15 protein-coding genes are annotated in these 14,391 nt (G+C 42.3%); 8 read left to right on the top strand and 7 right to left on the bottom strand.

The genetic code is table 11. The annotated features are described in order from the left end of the window. The first annotated feature begins 46 nt into the window (after positions 1–46). The 5 genes from FHG64_RS09295 (at position 47) to FHG64_RS09275 (ending at position 4,663) form a co-directional block, all read left to right on the top strand. On the top strand, positions 47–1,420 hold the full coding sequence (locus tag FHG64_RS09295; protein ID WP_139066140.1) for a tetratricopeptide repeat protein: 1,374 nt from the start codon (positions 47–49) through the stop codon (positions 1,418–1,420). Continuing rightward, positions 1,421–2,191, top strand: coding sequence for a DUF4292 domain-containing protein (locus FHG64_RS09290; RefSeq protein WP_139066139.1), 771 nt, complete (start codon positions 1,421–1,423; stop codon positions 2,189–2,191). Further along, positions 2,191–3,414: a murein hydrolase activator EnvC family protein gene (locus tag FHG64_RS09285; RefSeq protein ID WP_139066138.1), complete on the top strand. Its 1,224-nt coding sequence runs from the start codon at positions 2,191–2,193 to the stop codon at positions 3,412–3,414. Before FHG64_RS09290 ends, FHG64_RS09285 begins: the two co-directional genes overlap by 1 nt. A 90-nt stretch (positions 3,415–3,504) precedes the next feature. Next, positions 3,505–4,212, top strand: coding sequence for a hypothetical protein (locus FHG64_RS09280; protein ID WP_139066137.1), 708 nt, complete (start codon positions 3,505–3,507; stop codon positions 4,210–4,212). Further along, positions 4,202–4,663 carry a hypothetical protein gene (locus FHG64_RS09275; RefSeq protein ID WP_168191343.1) on the top strand — a complete coding sequence of 154 codons (462 nt, stop codon included), beginning with the start codon at positions 4,202–4,204 and terminating at the stop codon, positions 4,661–4,663. Before FHG64_RS09280 ends, FHG64_RS09275 begins: the two co-directional genes overlap by 11 nt. Positions 4,664–4,828: 165 nt before the next feature. Here FHG64_RS09275 and FHG64_RS09270 read toward each other — a convergent pair whose 3' ends face one another. After that, complete coding sequence (locus tag FHG64_RS09270) at positions 4,829–5,341, bottom strand: acyl-CoA thioesterase (RefSeq protein ID WP_139066135.1); 513 nt, start codon at positions 5,339–5,341, stop codon at positions 4,829–4,831. Positions 5,342–5,398: 57 nt separating this feature from the next. Next, positions 5,399–6,331, bottom strand: coding sequence for an HU domain-containing protein (locus tag FHG64_RS09265; RefSeq protein WP_139066134.1), 933 nt, complete (start codon positions 6,329–6,331; stop codon positions 5,399–5,401). Positions 6,332–6,560: 229 nt separating this feature from the next. On the opposite strand from FHG64_RS09265, the gene dprA reads away from it, so the two are divergent. After that, positions 6,561–7,661 (top strand): DNA-processing protein DprA, encoded by a 1,101-nt coding sequence (gene dprA, locus FHG64_RS09260; protein ID WP_139066133.1) that lies wholly within the window; start codon positions 6,561–6,563, stop codon positions 7,659–7,661. On the opposite strand, the gene trpS is transcribed toward dprA, so the two are convergent. Further along, on the bottom strand, positions 7,658–8,626 hold the full coding sequence (trpS, locus tag FHG64_RS09255; protein ID WP_139066132.1) for a tryptophan--tRNA ligase: 969 nt from the start codon (positions 8,624–8,626) through the stop codon (positions 7,658–7,660). The two genes, dprA and trpS, sit on opposite strands and share 4 nt — an antisense overlap. 72 nt (positions 8,627–8,698) lie before the next feature. On the opposite strand from trpS, the gene FHG64_RS09250 reads away from it, so the two are divergent. Continuing rightward, a complete protein-coding gene (locus tag FHG64_RS09250; protein ID WP_139066131.1) occupies positions 8,699–9,439 on the top strand; it encodes a lysophospholipid acyltransferase family protein in 741 nt (246 codons plus the stop codon). 3 nt (positions 9,440–9,442) lie between these two features. Here the strand turns inward: FHG64_RS09250 and FHG64_RS09245 are convergent, their stop codons facing one another. The 4 genes from FHG64_RS09245 to recA all read right to left on the bottom strand — a co-directional run bounded on the left by FHG64_RS09245 (position 9,443) and on the right by recA (position 12,941). Next, complete coding sequence (locus tag FHG64_RS09245) at positions 9,443–10,807, bottom strand: PorT family protein (RefSeq protein ID WP_139066130.1); 1,365 nt, start codon at positions 10,805–10,807, stop codon at positions 9,443–9,445. A 1-nt stretch (position 10,808) separates the two neighbouring features. After that, entirely contained in the window at positions 10,809–11,351 is a 543-nt protein-coding gene (locus tag FHG64_RS09240; RefSeq protein ID WP_139066129.1) for an RNA polymerase sigma factor, read from the bottom strand. Between the two features lie 20 nt (positions 11,352–11,371). Continuing rightward, entirely contained in the window at positions 11,372–11,797 is a 426-nt protein-coding gene (locus tag FHG64_RS09235) for a hypothetical protein (protein ID WP_139066128.1), read from the bottom strand. 127 nt (positions 11,798–11,924) lie between these two features. Beyond that, positions 11,925–12,941 carry a recombinase RecA gene (gene recA, locus FHG64_RS09230; RefSeq protein WP_139066127.1) on the bottom strand — a complete coding sequence of 339 codons (1,017 nt, stop codon included), beginning with the start codon at positions 12,939–12,941 and terminating at the stop codon, positions 11,925–11,927. Positions 12,942–13,319: 378 nt separating this feature from the next. On the opposite strand from recA, the gene trhO reads away from it, so the two are divergent. Continuing rightward, positions 13,320–14,351, top strand: coding sequence for an oxygen-dependent tRNA uridine(34) hydroxylase TrhO (gene trhO / locus FHG64_RS09225; protein WP_139066126.1), 1,032 nt, complete (start codon positions 13,320–13,322; stop codon positions 14,349–14,351). Positions 14,352–14,391 lie beyond the last annotated feature (40 nt).

Raw genomic sequence — 14,391 nt, 5'->3', positions numbered from 1 at the left:
GGCCCGGGACTTTGTCCCCAAAGGCAATATATTAATGTAGAAAGAGATGAAGGCCCTTGTAATTTTTCTTATGCTGTTCGGGTTTACTGCCCCTGTGCTCCTGGCACAGGAGGATGGTCTGCCTTTAAGAATTACAGTTGCCAATGAGGACGATCTTGGGAATGTGACAGATGAGTTTCAGGAGAACTTCTTTGAAGCCCTTAAACAAAAGGCTATAGAGAATTATGAAAGAGCCCTGGCATCCCTGGAAAAATGCGAAAAGCTCCAGCCAAATAATCCAGTTGTACATTTTGAAAAGGGAAAGAATTACAAATTCCTGGAAGATTATGACCTGGCAATAAGCAGCCTTCAAAAAGCCAACCGCCTTAAGCCCGACCAGGAATGGGTCCTGGCAGAACTAATGGATGCCTTTTATCGCAATGAAGATTATGAAAATGCTATTATCATAGCCAAAAACCTGGTTCCCATCAATACCAGATATTATGATAACCTGGCAGATCTCTATATGAAATCTTCACAGTACGAGGAACTTTTGAAGCTATTGGACAGGCTGGATGCCGAACTTGGGATTGCCGATTACCGCCTGGGGTTGAGACAGCAGGTATATGCTATCACCAATAATACCCCTGCACGCATCCAGGTCCTGCTGGAGGCTATCGAAACAAATCCTGAAAAGGAGGCAAACTATCTTAACCTAATTTTCGTTTATAGCGAAGAGGGGATGGAGCAGGAAGCCTTTGGTGCTGCACAGGACATGCTTGAGAAATTCCCCAATTCAAAGGTGGTTCACCTGGCCCTGTATAAATTTTATCTTGAAAAAGGAGAACCTGGAAAGGCTATGGAATCTATGAAAATTGTTTTAAAGGCTGAAGAAATAGATGCAGAATCAAAATTCAGGGTTTTAAATGATTTTTTACTTTTTGCAGCTCCAAATCCGGAATATGAGGAGGAAATAAAAGAGGTGATCAATATTTTTTCTGAAGCTGAGAACAGCCCCCAGGTGTATCAAAAATTAGGGGAATATTTTCTCATAAAAAACCAAAAGGAGCAGGCTCTTAGTTATTTTGAGCTTGGGATAGAAAAGGATCTTGATAATTTTGAACTTCTTAGAAATACCCTGCTTCTTCAATTGGATATGGGTAGGTATAATGACGCCGAAAGTCTAAGTGAGAAAGCCCTGGAGATCTTTCCTGCCCAACCTGTGCTCTTCCTTATACAGGGGGTGGCATTAATTGAGCTGGAAGAATACAGGAAAGCAGAAGAAATACTTACTTTTGGCCTGGATTATGTTATAGAGAATGAGGCGATGGAAGCCGATTTCTATGAGCAGTTGTCCAAAGCCTATACAGGGCTGGGAGATGCAGCAAAAGCTGCCGATTTTGGTGACCGGGCAAAGGAATTAAAAAATAAAATAAATTAGATGATCAGGAAAATAGTTATAATCCTTGTAGTAACCCTATTTACCGCCTCCTGCGGAAGCAGAAAAAAAGCAGCTGAAATCGAAGATGCCGCCACTGCAGAAGTAATAACCAGGCATTATGATAATCAGGCCGATTTTAAGACATTAAGCAGTCGTATGCGGCTCAATTACCAGGATGAGGAAAGGTCTCAATCTGTTACAGTAAGCTTTCGTATGGAAAAGGATGAGACCATTTGGATAAGCGCACAGCTACTGGGTATACCACTTGCCAAGGCATTGATCACCCGGGACAGGGTAAGTTATTTTGAGAAAATTGGAAAAACTTATTTTGATGGAGATTACAGCCTGTTGAGCAAATGGCTGGGCACCCCGCTGGATTATGATAAGCTTCAAAATCTTTTGCTGGGACAGGCAATTTATGACCTTCGGGAGGACCGGTATGTACTTACAGAATCTTCGAGAGGCTACCAACTTGTGCCTGCAAATGGCGCAGCCGATGCTATAAGAAAGATGTTCCTCCTGGATCCCCAGAATTATAAAGCTTCTGCACAACAACTTAACCAGGACAGGGAGAACAGGAATGTTACCGTTACCTATCCTAAATATCAGCGTGTTTCAGGACGTACGCTGCCAGAGGAGATCAAGATCGTGGCCAACGAGGGAGGCAGGGGTACTAATATCGATATTTCCCTGCGCTCAGTAAGCTTTAATGAAAATTTGAATTTTCCGTTTGAGATCCCATCTGGTTATGACGAAATTGTGATCGACTAATGAAGTTACAAAAGCTTTTACCCCCGGTACTTTTATTTATATTTCTGTTTTTTGCTGTGGTACCCGCCTTTTCTCAAAGTACCCGGGAAGACCTTGAGCAGCGAAGGATAGAACTAAGGGAGGAGATAAAGAGGATAAATTCCCTTCGTACTACCAACAAGCAGCGGGAGAAATCTGTACTTACAGAGGTGGAGGACCTAAACCGGCAAATACGCACCACAGAGAATTTGCTTAAGGTCACCAATCAACAGGCTAATCTCATTACAAGAGATATAAATTCCAATACCAATAAAATCCAACAATTACGAAAAGAGTTGGAAAAGCTTAAAGAAGATTATGGGGAGATGATAGGGAAATCCTATAAAAGTAAATCCCAGCAAAGCAGGATCATGTTCCTGCTATCCTCACAGAGCTTTTTACAGGCTTATAAGCGCCTGCAATACATGAAACAGTACGCCAACTACCGCAAGAACCAGGGAGACGAGATACAGGAGCGTACGAAGGAATTACAGTCCCTGAACTCCAGTCTTATTGCCCAGAAAAAGCAAAAGGAAAGATTGATAGCTGAAAACAGAGAAACAAGGGCCCAACTGGAAAGGAACAGGCAATCACAACAATCTCTTATTAAGACCATAAGACAAAAGGAAGGACAATTTGCCTCAGAGATAAGGAAGAAACAACAGGAACTTACCGCAATTGATAAAAAGATCGATGAGATCATTAGAGCATCTATAGCACGGGAGAACAAGGAAAGTGGTTCCACTTCCAGAGATACTTATGCGCTTACGCCAGAGGCTAAAGCCCTGGCAGCCAATTTTGCCAGTAACAAGGGTAAACTACCCTGGCCTGTGCGATCTGGAGTGGTGGTGAGACGCTTTGGTTCACAACCCCACCCGGTAGTGAGAACTGTTACTATTGAAAGTAACGGGGTTCATATTGAGACCGATGAGGGCAGTACAGCCCGCGCTGTTTTTGGAGGAACTGTTAGTGAGGTACAGGCTGTTCCCGGCTCCAATAAAGCTGTAATGGTAAGACATGGAGATTATCTGTCTGTATACAATAACCTGGGAAAGGTGTATGTAAAAAGAGGTGATAAGGTTTCCCTTGGGCAGGACCTTGGGGAGATATCGACCAACAGCAGCTCGGGTAAGACCACCCTTTATTTTCTAATGTACAGGAATATGGATAAAATGGATCCGGCAGACTGGATCCTGAGGATGTAAGGAGGAAATTTCTGTTATAATTCTTCCGGAGCTACCGCAGAAGGAATTTTCATTTTATTTTGCTAATTTTAGCTCACATTCCTACTTTCTATGATCAGGATTCTCTGCGTTTTACTAATTACTATTTCCTTGTATAGTTGTATCCCGGAGAAAGTAAGAATTATTTCTGATAAAAGAATTTCGATTGAAGGCAAGGTTCTAAATACAAATCTGCCGATTGGGGGCGTCCCGGTGGTCTCTTTTGGAGTATCTGGCACTTATGTTAATTCTCACCCTTCGCATATACTTGGCTATGGTAGAACTTCAGCCTCCGGAGAATTTAGTTTTATATCTCTTGATTCCAGGAATATGAAGCTTTCCATTAGTGTTAATCCTCCATATGAGGAACTTTATAATGACAATTTTGCTACTCTACATTTTTTGTACCCGGAAGGAGAACGTCCGGCAACTATTAGACTTGAAGAAATAGATCTGCCAAAGAAGGTAAATTTTACAGTAAGGCTGGAAAATACATCTGGCACTCCGGAAGAGTTGACTTATACCCTTGATTTTAGAAATCCTGAAAGCACCTACCTGTTGGAACAAAGTCCCGAAAACGAAGAGGAAGCAGCATTGAACTTGCGGAATTTTGGCAGTAAGGGCGGGACTCATAATCTTTCAGATGGAATTAAAGAAGAGGTTTTACTTACACTTGAGGATTCTGAGATCATATTTAAATACATCCTTGGAGAGAGGGAACCACAGGAGATCTCTATTCCTGTAACTCCACAGGTAAATGCGTATAGCTTTGAATATTAAACTATTATTTTTACTGCTTTTTTGTGGCATTACTTTTTGTAATGCACAGGAAATCCCCGGGGGAAATGATGATTTTAATGATGATCCCGAGACGGTTTTCTTTAATCTGGAAATATTCAGGCCTGTAGGAATTGGAAATTCCTTTTTAGCAAAGGACTATAATGACGGTGCCGGTCTTGCTTTTGATTTTAACTGGTTTTTCCTTCCGCAATTTACCCTAGGTACCCATATTAATATTTTTGGAAGCAGCGTAAAAAATCAATCTGCAGTTGGGAATATACAGAAAACCTCTGTTAGCATTTTTGGTCTTACGGCAGGATATTATCACGAAATGGACCGGCACTGGAATTTACATGCCACCGCAGGCTTTGGGGCTTTAAATTACAGAAATACGGCCCCGAGGATAAGTTTTCTGAATCTGGCACTTCCTATTGGGTGCAGGTGCAGGTAGCTTACAGGTTTAATAAGACAGTGGCCGTTTATTTTAAAATGGAACCACGGCTCGATAGGCTGAAAATTATGGCCCCTGCTGGATTGGATGATTATTTTAACCGGCACTATATTTTGAGTCCGGGATTTGGATTGCGGTTAAATTTTCACAACCCCGGGGGATAATTTAATCCTTAAAAAGGGCCTTAAGCTCTGTAGCATCGTGCGGCTTCATTTTTCCCGCCAGTACCAGGCTTAATTGCTTTCTTCTTAGTGCGGCATCAAATCTTTTTTGTTCTAGCTCTGTTTGCGGCTCCAGTGGTGGTACATTTACAGGGGATCCTGTTTCGTCTACGGCTACAAATGTATAAATAGCTTCGTTGGCTTTAGAACGCTGGCCGCTTTCCCTGTCTTCCACCCATACATCTATAAAGATCTCCATGGAGCTTTTAAAAGCCCTCGAAACGGCTGCCTCAACAGTTACCACGCTTCCCAGGGGAATGGCTTTATTAAAAGCCACGTGGTTGACAGATGCTGTTACCACGATCCTGCGGCTGTGCCTGCGCGCAGCGATACTTGCCGCACGGTCCATACGCGCAAGCAGTTCGCCTCCAAAAAGATTGTTTAGGGGATTAGTCTCACTGGGTAAGACCAGGTCTGTAAGAGTGGTTCTTGAGTCTTCCGGATATTTTGCCTGCATTGCCAAATTTTTGGCAAAGGTAAGTCGCAGAACTTGCTGTTACAAGTTAAGGAACTATTAAAGTTCCTGTATCAAAAGCCAGGCACCGTCATTGGTTTGCTTTACTTCTCTTAAAGTCTGTAAAGCTTCGGCCCTGGTTTTATGGCTGCTGTAAACCACCTGGTGCAACCCGTATTTGTTCTCCCCAATGTAGCGTGCCTTATGGCCTTCAGCCTTAAGTTCGCTTACGGTTTGATGAGCATTTTCCTCAACTCGAAAAGCTCCGGCAACTACATGATAATTACCGCTTTGCCTGGTTACCTTAAAAGTGATTTCAGGCAGTGGATTATCAATTACAAATGTTGCCTGCTGGATCTTTTGGTGAAGTTGAGATTCTGCAGCCTGTTGTTCTGCCACATTGTGCTCATTCACCTGGTTGCTGTAAAGGTTAAGCCCTGCAAAGCCCGAGAGGCCAAGAGCGATCAACCCAACTGCGGCATATCGTAGATATGGCCTGCTGTTCCTTCTCTCTGGCGTAAACAGGAATGGTGTTTTTTCTTCAAGTTCCTCAACCTGCTTTTTAAGTGCTTCTCTTTTCACTTCAAGAGCAGGAACCTGGCTAAGTCCAAAAGCTTCAGTTAAATAGTTTGTTTCCTTAACAGGCTCAAACTGAAGGCTGTCTTCACTGGAAAGTGTAAAACTTCCAAGGTTCTCCAGGGAAACTGTTTGCTTCTCCTCCAAACGGGTATGTAATTTTTGAACATACTCATCGATCATGTAAACCGCCTCTGGATATGATATTTGCCTGGCATCTGCAACATAATTGGCTAGAAGGCCATCGTTCTTCTTAAGCTGCGCATTAAACGAAAGCACTTTTTTAGGCGGATAGAATGCCTGTGCCTTTTCATTGTAATGAGCCGGTTCTTTCTGGGTCAAAAACGCACCGAATCCTGGCAGGATCACACATTCGTAACGGTACAATAAATCGGAGATGTGAGAAGCTATAGTCATAAAAACAAAAGTAAGATTTTATGGAACAGGATAAAATTAGCTAAAGATATCTTATTAACAAATCTTTTTTGGCAGAAATACCAACAAAATTATTAACTGTTAATTACTGAAAATCAGTAAAAAAGAACTTTATTATTTGCCCCTAATTCTCTTATTTTGCTGAAAATTTACCGCCACCGGCCTGGTCAGGATTTACAGGGGCTTTTTCCTGTACCCGTGGCATGATGTTATGGAAAAGAACGAACTTCTATATATTCTGGCGCTGCAAAACCTTCCTAATCTGGGAGACAGTACCGCCAAAAAACTCATAAGGCACCTTGGAAGTGCACAACAGGTATTTTCTGAAAAGAAACAGAATCTCCTTAAGGTAGACGGGATAGGCGACATTAAATTGAAAGGCCTGGAAGACCCCGCATATCTTAAACTGGCAGAAGAGGAATTAAGGTTTATTGAAGAAAACGAAATACAAACCACCTACTATAAAGACAAGGATTATCCAGATAAGCTGAAGCATTGTGCAGATGGTCCCATCCTGCTGTTCTCCAGCGGGAATATAGACCTTAAGAACAAGCGAATCATTAGTGTGGTGGGAACCCGGTTGATCACCACCCAGGGTATTGCCTTCTGTGAGCAGTTCATTGAGGAATTATCGCCCCTGGAACCGGTTATTGTTTCTGGCTTCGCTTATGGTGTAGATATTACTGCTCAAAAGGCAGCTGTAAAGAACGGCCTCCAGACTATTGGAGTTCTTGCTCATGGCCTTAACCAAATCTATCCAAAGGTGCATAAGAAATACGTGGCACAAATAGAGGAGAACGGCGGCTTTTATACTGATTTTTGGAGTAGTCACGCATTTGACCGTAATAATTTCCTGAAACGAAACAGGATCATTGCCGGGATAAGTGAAGCAACGGTAGTTATTGAGAGTGCCGAAAAAGGAGGCTCCCTGGTCACTGCAGATATTGCCAACTCCTATAACCGGGAAGTTTTTGCGGTGCCGGGCAGGCCAACAGATTCTCAAAGCAAAGGCTGTAACAATCTTATTCGTTCCCAAAATGCACATTTACTAACCTGTGCGGCAGACCTGGTGTATATGCTTAACTGGGATGTAAAGGATAAACCGGCAGCAGTTCAAAAACAGCTGTTTATAGAACTGGAACCACAGGAACAGCAGCTTTATGACTACCTGCAAACAACCGGCAAGCAGCAACTGGATTCTATAGCACTGGGCTGTAGTTTTCCAACCTATAAAGCTGCAGGGCTGTTATTGGAAATGGAACTTAAAGGGGCGGTGCGGCCCCTGCCTGGAAAACTCTTTGAAGCTATCTAGTAGCCAAGTTTTGTCCGTACCCGCTCCAGCACCTCATTAGCAACGATCCGTGCTTTTTCAGCTCCTACCTGGAGAGCAGCTTCGATCTCCTCAGGGTGGTCCATATAATAATTGTAGGATTCCCTTTGTTTTGCAAATTTTTCAATGATGAGGTCAAACAAGGCCTGCTTTGCATGTCCATATCCAAATCCTCCCGAAGCATAGTTGGCCCGCATCACCTTCACCTGCTCCTCGTTCCCAAGAAGTTTGTATAAGGCAAAGACATTACAGGTTTCTGTATCCTTAGGCTCCTCTAAGGGGGTACTATCTGTTTGGATCCCCATGATTTGTTTTCGCAGTTTTTTATCTGGCAGGAATAGGTTAATGAGATTTCCTTTGGACTTGCTCATCTTTTCCCCATCTGTCCCGGGGATATATTTTGTTTCTTCCTGCACCTTAGCTTCCGGCATTACAAATGTTTCTCCCATTTGCGCATGAAAGCGGGAGGCTGCGTCCCTGGTCATTTCCAGGTGTTGCAGCTGGTCTTTTCCCACAGGGACAATTTCAGCATCATAAATGAGAATATCTGCCGCCATAAGCATGGGGTAAGTAAATAAACCCGAATTCACATCCTCAAGCCTGTCGGCCTTATCTTTAAAAGAGTGGGCCAGGGTCAACCGCTGGTAAGGAAAAAAGCAACTTAGGTACCATGAAAGTTCTGTAACCTGTGGGATATCGCTTTGCCGGTAGAAAACTGTTTTTTCAATATCAAGTCCAAAGGCCAGCCAGGTGGCTGCTGTGGAATAAGTGTTTTCTTTAAGGGCTTGCGCGTTTTTTATTTGAGTAAGGGAGTGCAGGTTAGCAATGAATAAAAAGGATTCATTTTCCGGTCTGTTGGCCATTTCTATGGCTGGCATAATGGCTCCCAGTAAATTTCCCAGGTGTGGAGTGCCCGTACTTTGCACCCCTGTAAGAATTCTTGCCATGGATTTTTTAAATTTTGACAAAGGTACTTCTTTTATGGAATTGGTAAATTCATTTTACTATTTTTACCGCATATGGGAGTTATAAGGTCTATTGCGATCATTATTTGGAGAATATGGTTTTATGTACTTCTGGCATTACCCATTGTGGTAATGTTCCCCTTTTTGATACTTTTTACTTCTTCTGAAAGGTTTTATCCGCAGTACTTTGTATGTGCCAGGATATGGGCAAAATGTATCTTATATGGAATGGGATTCTTTCCGAAGAAGATATCTTCAGCAAAACTTGAAAGGGGAAAGAGTTATATGTTCGTAGCCAACCATACTTCCATTACAGATATTATGCTCATGCTTGCTGTGGTAGACCACCCATTTGTTTTTCTGGGAAAGGTAGAGCTGGCTCGTATCCCTTTATTTGGATATTTTTACAGGCGTACGTGTATCCTTGTAGACCGTGGGTCGCAAAGGAGCAGGTTGGAGGCTTTTGCTGAAGCTCAACGCCGGCTTAAACAAGGAAATAGTATTTGTATCTTTCCTGAAGGAGGCGTACCCAATGATAAAAAGCTGGAAATGGCGACCTTTAAGGATGGCGCATTTCGCCTGGCCATTGACCATCAAATCCCTATTGTTCCCATAACTTTCCACGATAATAAAAGGAGGTTCTCCTATACCTTCCTTTCAGGTTCTCCTGGAAATATGAGGGCAAAGATCCATGAGGTTATTCCCACGGCAAACAAGAGCCAGGCCGATAAACGGGAACTTAAGAATAAGGTCTATGATATTATCCTTAGCGAGTTGCGAAACCCTTCCCTGTAAATCTTAAAACTTAAAACTAAATCCTGAATAGATCCCGAAGAAATAAGGGTTCAGGTTGGTTGAATTTTGATAGGTATTGATCTGGTACTTAAAGATAGGCTCCAGGTTAAGTTGAAATTGTGGAGAGATCTTATAATCCACACCCACACCTATATTTGTACTAAAGCTTACATTATTAAGGTTATTGGCCTGCCCAAGATCTGTTGAGAAGTTGGAAGAATTTAATGAGATCATATTCTCATCAAGAAAAAGGGTACTTCCACCCCCAATGATGTTAAGCCCAATCTTCTTGTCTATTATTACGTATTCGATTTCCAATGGCACTTCAATGAACCCAAGGCGTTGATTTAGATACCCCGTAGCCGGTGCAGCAATGCTGGAACGATTAAATTCGGTAGAGGCATAGGCATTACCAAAGGGTCTTGCCGCCGTGTTTTCAATTCGATACTTTGGGATCTCACCCCCTCTGTAATCTATTCCACTAAGGGCAGAAGGGTTGACAGTAGCCGTAAATGCAATACCACGGGTATTATGACTTAAGTCCACCTTACTAATACCGGAACGGATCTTAAGTTTTTCAGAAATTTGATAAGCCAGGTTGATACCGTAGGACATTGAGACTTCCCCGCCACTTTCATTATTGGCAAATCTTGCATCTATAGCATTCCCGCTGCCCATATTCTCAAAATATACCGGGGCTGCAGTAGTGGTTACCCTAAGCTTTTTGGAAGCGGCCTTTTCCTGGCTGGTCTCTTCCTCTACAAGCGATATTTCTTCAAAAATATTTTTCTTTACAGGTAAATTATTTGGAAGGACCGGGGTGTCGGGATTATTCTCCTGCTCAATCATTGCACGCGTGGAGAAAGCAGAGCTGTTCACGGCCATTCTTGCCGTGCCTGTATTTTGAATCTCTGAAACTCCTCTAACAGGGTAATTCACCAATCCTGCAACTGCTCCTCCAGGAGTTTCTCCTGTGGCAGTTTCACTATTGGTGATCGATTCAATAGTCTCCTTATTTTTCGTATCCTGCATAATGGCCTGCAGGATTATGGACGACCGTATCATATTTTCATTGTAGCTGCTGGAAACAAGCCGTAGCTCTCCAAAAGGCCGTTCCTGTGTTGAGGTGACCGGTGCCTGCTCATATGCCGGGGTAGATTTAAAAAGACCACTGGCATAGTTGAAAAGAAGTGCTAAAACTGCAGCAACTCCTGCAATCCTGTACCATAGGGGCAAGGCGCTTCTTCTTTTGCGTTCCTTTTCCTGTAATCTTGCAGATATATTGTTCCAGACCGCCTCGCGTGGGGTAGCCTCGAAATCCTTGAATTTCTCCTGGTATAGCCTGTCTATATGCTTTCTTTCTTCCATTCTACAGCGAACTAACCGCCTTTGTTACCTGGTTGGCTTCTATTCTTTCTTTTAAAATCATTCTCGCCCTTGCAAGGTTAGATTTGGATGTGCCGGTAGTTATTTGCAGCATTTCGGCGATCTCCTTGTGGGAAAAACCGTCGAGTGCATACAGGTTGAATACCTGGCGGTACCTGTCTGGCAATTCCTGGATGATCTCCAGCAAATAATCCATTGGCACCGTATCCTCATCTATTTCAAGAGCCGGTTCTTTGAGATTTTCTTCACTAAAGATCTCAAAAACCGTTTGTTTTCTATATTTCTGAAGGGTGGTATTTATCATAATACGCTTCATCCATCCTTCAAAGGACCCTTTGTCCTGGTATTGCTTTATTTTCTCAAAAATTGTCATAAAACCATCCTGCAGGTTGTCTTCTGCCTGTTGGTAGTTACTGGAATACTTAAGACACACTGCAAAAAGCTTGTTGGCATATAGCCTGTAAAGCTGTTCCTGTGCTTTTATATCCTGTTTTTTACAATTATGTATGAGTTGCTTTAAACTCAAATGCCGGGAGATATTAGTTATTACTCTACTCCTGGCGGGGTTACGGGTACTTCTATAGTTAAAAATTGGTCTGTTCCTGCCGCATTTCGTCCCTGCCAGAATTTAAAGATATAAAAATCATCCCGTTCTGCAACAAAATTAATTACGGAGGTGGCCTGTAAATTTCCTGTTTCCACACAATTAGGGTTACTGGTTCTAAAACTTGTAACCACTCCTATGGTGATCTCATTCTCATCCCTGGAGACATCCAGGCCTGTAAATGTATGGCAGGAGGTAGGCCGTTTATACAATATTTCTATTTCATAGGTTTGACCAAATTCAAAAGTTTCGGGCATATCAACAGAGAGGACACTTGCGAGGTTTTGCATAAGGTCCCCGGCATCATCATCGCTACTGCAACCGGTGGAAAGGATTGTAATAAAAACAAGCAGTAATAGTCTCTTCATTCGCATAATCTTCGGGTGGCCCCGGTAGGTTGTATTCATCAGATGCAGAATAGCGAAAAGGGTTGCGTTGACGCAAATAAAAAAATCCCACCGAAGGCAGGATTTTTATAAATATTTAAAAATATTTTTAGGCAATTGCCAGTTTTATGGCATTTTTAATTTTGTCTTCAAGTTCATCCATAAGATCTGGATTGTCCTTTAATACAGCTTTCACCGCATCACGGCCCTGCCCCAGTTTTGTATCCTCATAGCTAAACCAGGAGCCACTTTTCTTGATGATCTCGTAATCTACTCCAATGTCAATGATCTCTCCAATCTTTGAGATGCCTTCCCCATACATAATATCGAATTCGGCTGTTTTAAATGGAGGTGCCACTTTATTTTTCACCACTTTCACCCGGGTCTTGTTACCCATGATATTGCTGGCTGCATCCTTGATCTGGGTGGACCTTCTTATATCCAGTCTCACTGAAGCATAGAATTTAAGGGCATTACCACCTGTAGTCGTTTCGGGGTTTCCAAACATCACCCCAATCTTTTCCCTTAACTGGTTAATGAAGATAACTGTGCAATTGGTCTTGCTTATACTGGAAGTAAGTTTTCTCAACGCCTGGGACATAAGCCGTGCATGAAGACCCATTTTTGAATCCCCCATTTCTCCCTCGATCTCACTTTTGGGAGTAAGAGCGGCAACAGAGTCGATTACGATAATGTCTATCGCGCCCGAGCGTATAAGATTATCGGTTATTTCAAGGGCCTGCTCCCCATTATCTGGTTGAGATATGATCAAATTTTCAAGGTCTACGCCAAGAGCTTCAGCATAAAACCTGTCAAAAGCATGTTCAGCATCAATAAAAGCTGCGATCCCACCATTTTTTTGAGCCTCTGCTATGGCGTGAAGGGTTAATGTTGTTTTACCAGATGATTCGGGACCGTAGATCTCGATCACCCTTCCGCGGGGATAACCTCCCACTCCAAGGGCGATATTTAGACCAACAGAACCCGAGGAGATCGCTTCCACATCAGATATCGCCTGGTCACTCATCTTCATCACCGTTCCCTTGCCATAGGTCTTATCCATCTTGTCCAGGGTAAGCTTAAGGGCCTTTAATTTTGCTTCTTTTTCTTTGTTATCTGCGCTCATATTTATGACTGTCTTTTTTAAATGCGTGCTGCTAAAATACTATAAGTTTTTCTATCGCTATAATTTTAACACGCAACCTTTTTGAAAATTCTGCATCTAATAAGTAATTAAAAGAAGCAGACATATGAGGTTTCTTAAGATGAGTTTAATTTTGAATCGATTCGGTTCTGCCACTACAATTCTTTTAAGTTGTAGTAGCAGGATTGATGGAGGCTAAGCGTTATTGGTTTTTTATGATAGTAAGTAAAAAATAATAATAACGAATTAGCCATTCAGAAAAATGCCCTGGGAAAGAATCTCAGGGCATTTTTTCTTCCCTTGATCTAAACCTTTATCTTTGCGCAAAATTTTTTCTTTAACTTAATAAATTGGTATAGCATGCAACTGTACAATAAATTAAGCGCAAAGGAAAGAGCAGCTTTAATACAGGAGGCCGGGGAAGACCGGCTCACTCTTTCTTTTTACGCCTACGCCAAAATTGGCAATCCGCATCTTTTTAGAAATTATCTCTTTATTGCCTGGGACCAAATGGAAGTTCTTGGACGTATCTATGTGGCCCATGAAGGCATAAATGCCCAGCTTTCTGTTCCTGCGAAACGTTTTAATGAATTCAAGGAATTTCTGGACAGTATCTACTTCCTCGAGAATGTTAGGTTAAACATCGCCATCGAGCATGACCTTATGTCCTTCCTTAAATTAAAGGTGAAGGTGAGGAAGAAGATCGTGGCAGATGGGCTTAATGATGAAACCTTTGACGTAAGAAATAAAGGTGTTCATGTAGATGCCCCCACCTTTAATCAATTACTGGAAGATCCTAATACGATCCTGGTGGATATGAGGAATCACTATGAGAGTGAAATTGGCCATTTTAAAGGAGCCATAACACCAGATGTGGATACCTTCAGGGACTCTCTGGATATTATAGAGGAAGATCTTAAGGATCATAAGGAAGATAAGAACCTTGTGATGTATTGTACAGGTGGTATACGATGTGAAAAAGCCAGCGCTTATTACAAACATAAAGGCTTTAAAAATGTATTTCAGCTGGAGGGGGGTATTATTGAATATGCCAGGCAGGTGGAAAATATGAAGCTGGAAAATAAATTCATAGGTAAGAACTTTGTATTTGATCACCGTCGCAGCGAACGCATTACTCCAGAGGTTATAGCAAGTTGTCACCAGTGCGGGAAACCATGCGATACACATGTTAATTGTGCCAATGAGGCGTGTCACCTGTTGTTCATCCAGTGTGATGAATGTGCCGCGGCCATGGATAATTGCTGCTCCACCAATTGTAAAGAGATCAACGCGCTTCCTTATGAGGAGCAAAAGGCCCTTAGAAAGGGGATACCGAACAGCAACAAGATCTTTAAAAAAGGAAGATCTGAGGTGCTTAAATACAAGCAGTAGGTAATAAGATCAAAAAAAATAGCGTACCAATAAATATTGG

Origin of the sequence: Antarcticibacterium flavum, assembly GCF_006159205.1 — a bacterium.
GTDB classification, from domain to species: Bacteria; Bacteroidota; Bacteroidia; order Flavobacteriales; family Flavobacteriaceae; genus Gillisia; species Gillisia flava.
Note: the sequence above shows the minus strand (reverse complement) of the source record. Positions and strands in the feature narration are given on the sequence as shown.

Coding starts and splice junctions, on each gene's coding strand:
- trhO (WP_139066126.1), top strand. CDS start 13,320: ATGCAACTGTACAATAAATTAAGCGCAAAGGAAAGAGCAGCTTTAATA.
- FHG64_RS09290 (WP_139066139.1), top strand. CDS start 1,421: ATGATCAGGAAAATAGTTATAATCCTTGTAGTAACCCTATTTACCGCC.
- FHG64_RS09250 (WP_139066131.1), top strand. CDS start 8,699: ATGGGAGTTATAAGGTCTATTGCGATCATTATTTGGAGAATATGGTTT.
- FHG64_RS09235 (WP_139066128.1), bottom strand. CDS start 11,797: ATGAAGAGACTATTACTGCTTGTTTTTATTACAATCCTTTCCACCGGT.
- dprA (WP_139066133.1), top strand. CDS start 6,561: ATGGAAAAGAACGAACTTCTATATATTCTGGCGCTGCAAAACCTTCCT.
- FHG64_RS09265 (WP_139066134.1), bottom strand. CDS start 6,331: ATGACTATAGCTTCTCACATCTCCGATTTATTGTACCGTTACGAATGT.
- FHG64_RS09270 (WP_139066135.1), bottom strand. CDS start 5,341: ATGCAGGCAAAATATCCGGAAGACTCAAGAACCACTCTTACAGACCTG.
- FHG64_RS09245 (WP_139066130.1), bottom strand. CDS start 10,807: ATGGAAGAAAGAAAGCATATAGACAGGCTATACCAGGAGAAATTCAAG.
- FHG64_RS09285 (WP_139066138.1), top strand. CDS start 2,191: ATGAAGTTACAAAAGCTTTTACCCCCGGTACTTTTATTTATATTTCTG.
- FHG64_RS09280 (WP_139066137.1), top strand. CDS start 3,505: ATGATCAGGATTCTCTGCGTTTTACTAATTACTATTTCCTTGTATAGT.
- recA (WP_139066127.1), bottom strand. CDS start 12,941: ATGAGCGCAGATAACAAAGAAAAAGAAGCAAAATTAAAGGCCCTTAAG.
- trpS (WP_139066132.1), bottom strand. CDS start 8,626: ATGGCAAGAATTCTTACAGGGGTGCAAAGTACGGGCACTCCACACCTG.
- FHG64_RS09295 (WP_139066140.1), top strand. CDS start 47: ATGAAGGCCCTTGTAATTTTTCTTATGCTGTTCGGGTTTACTGCCCCT.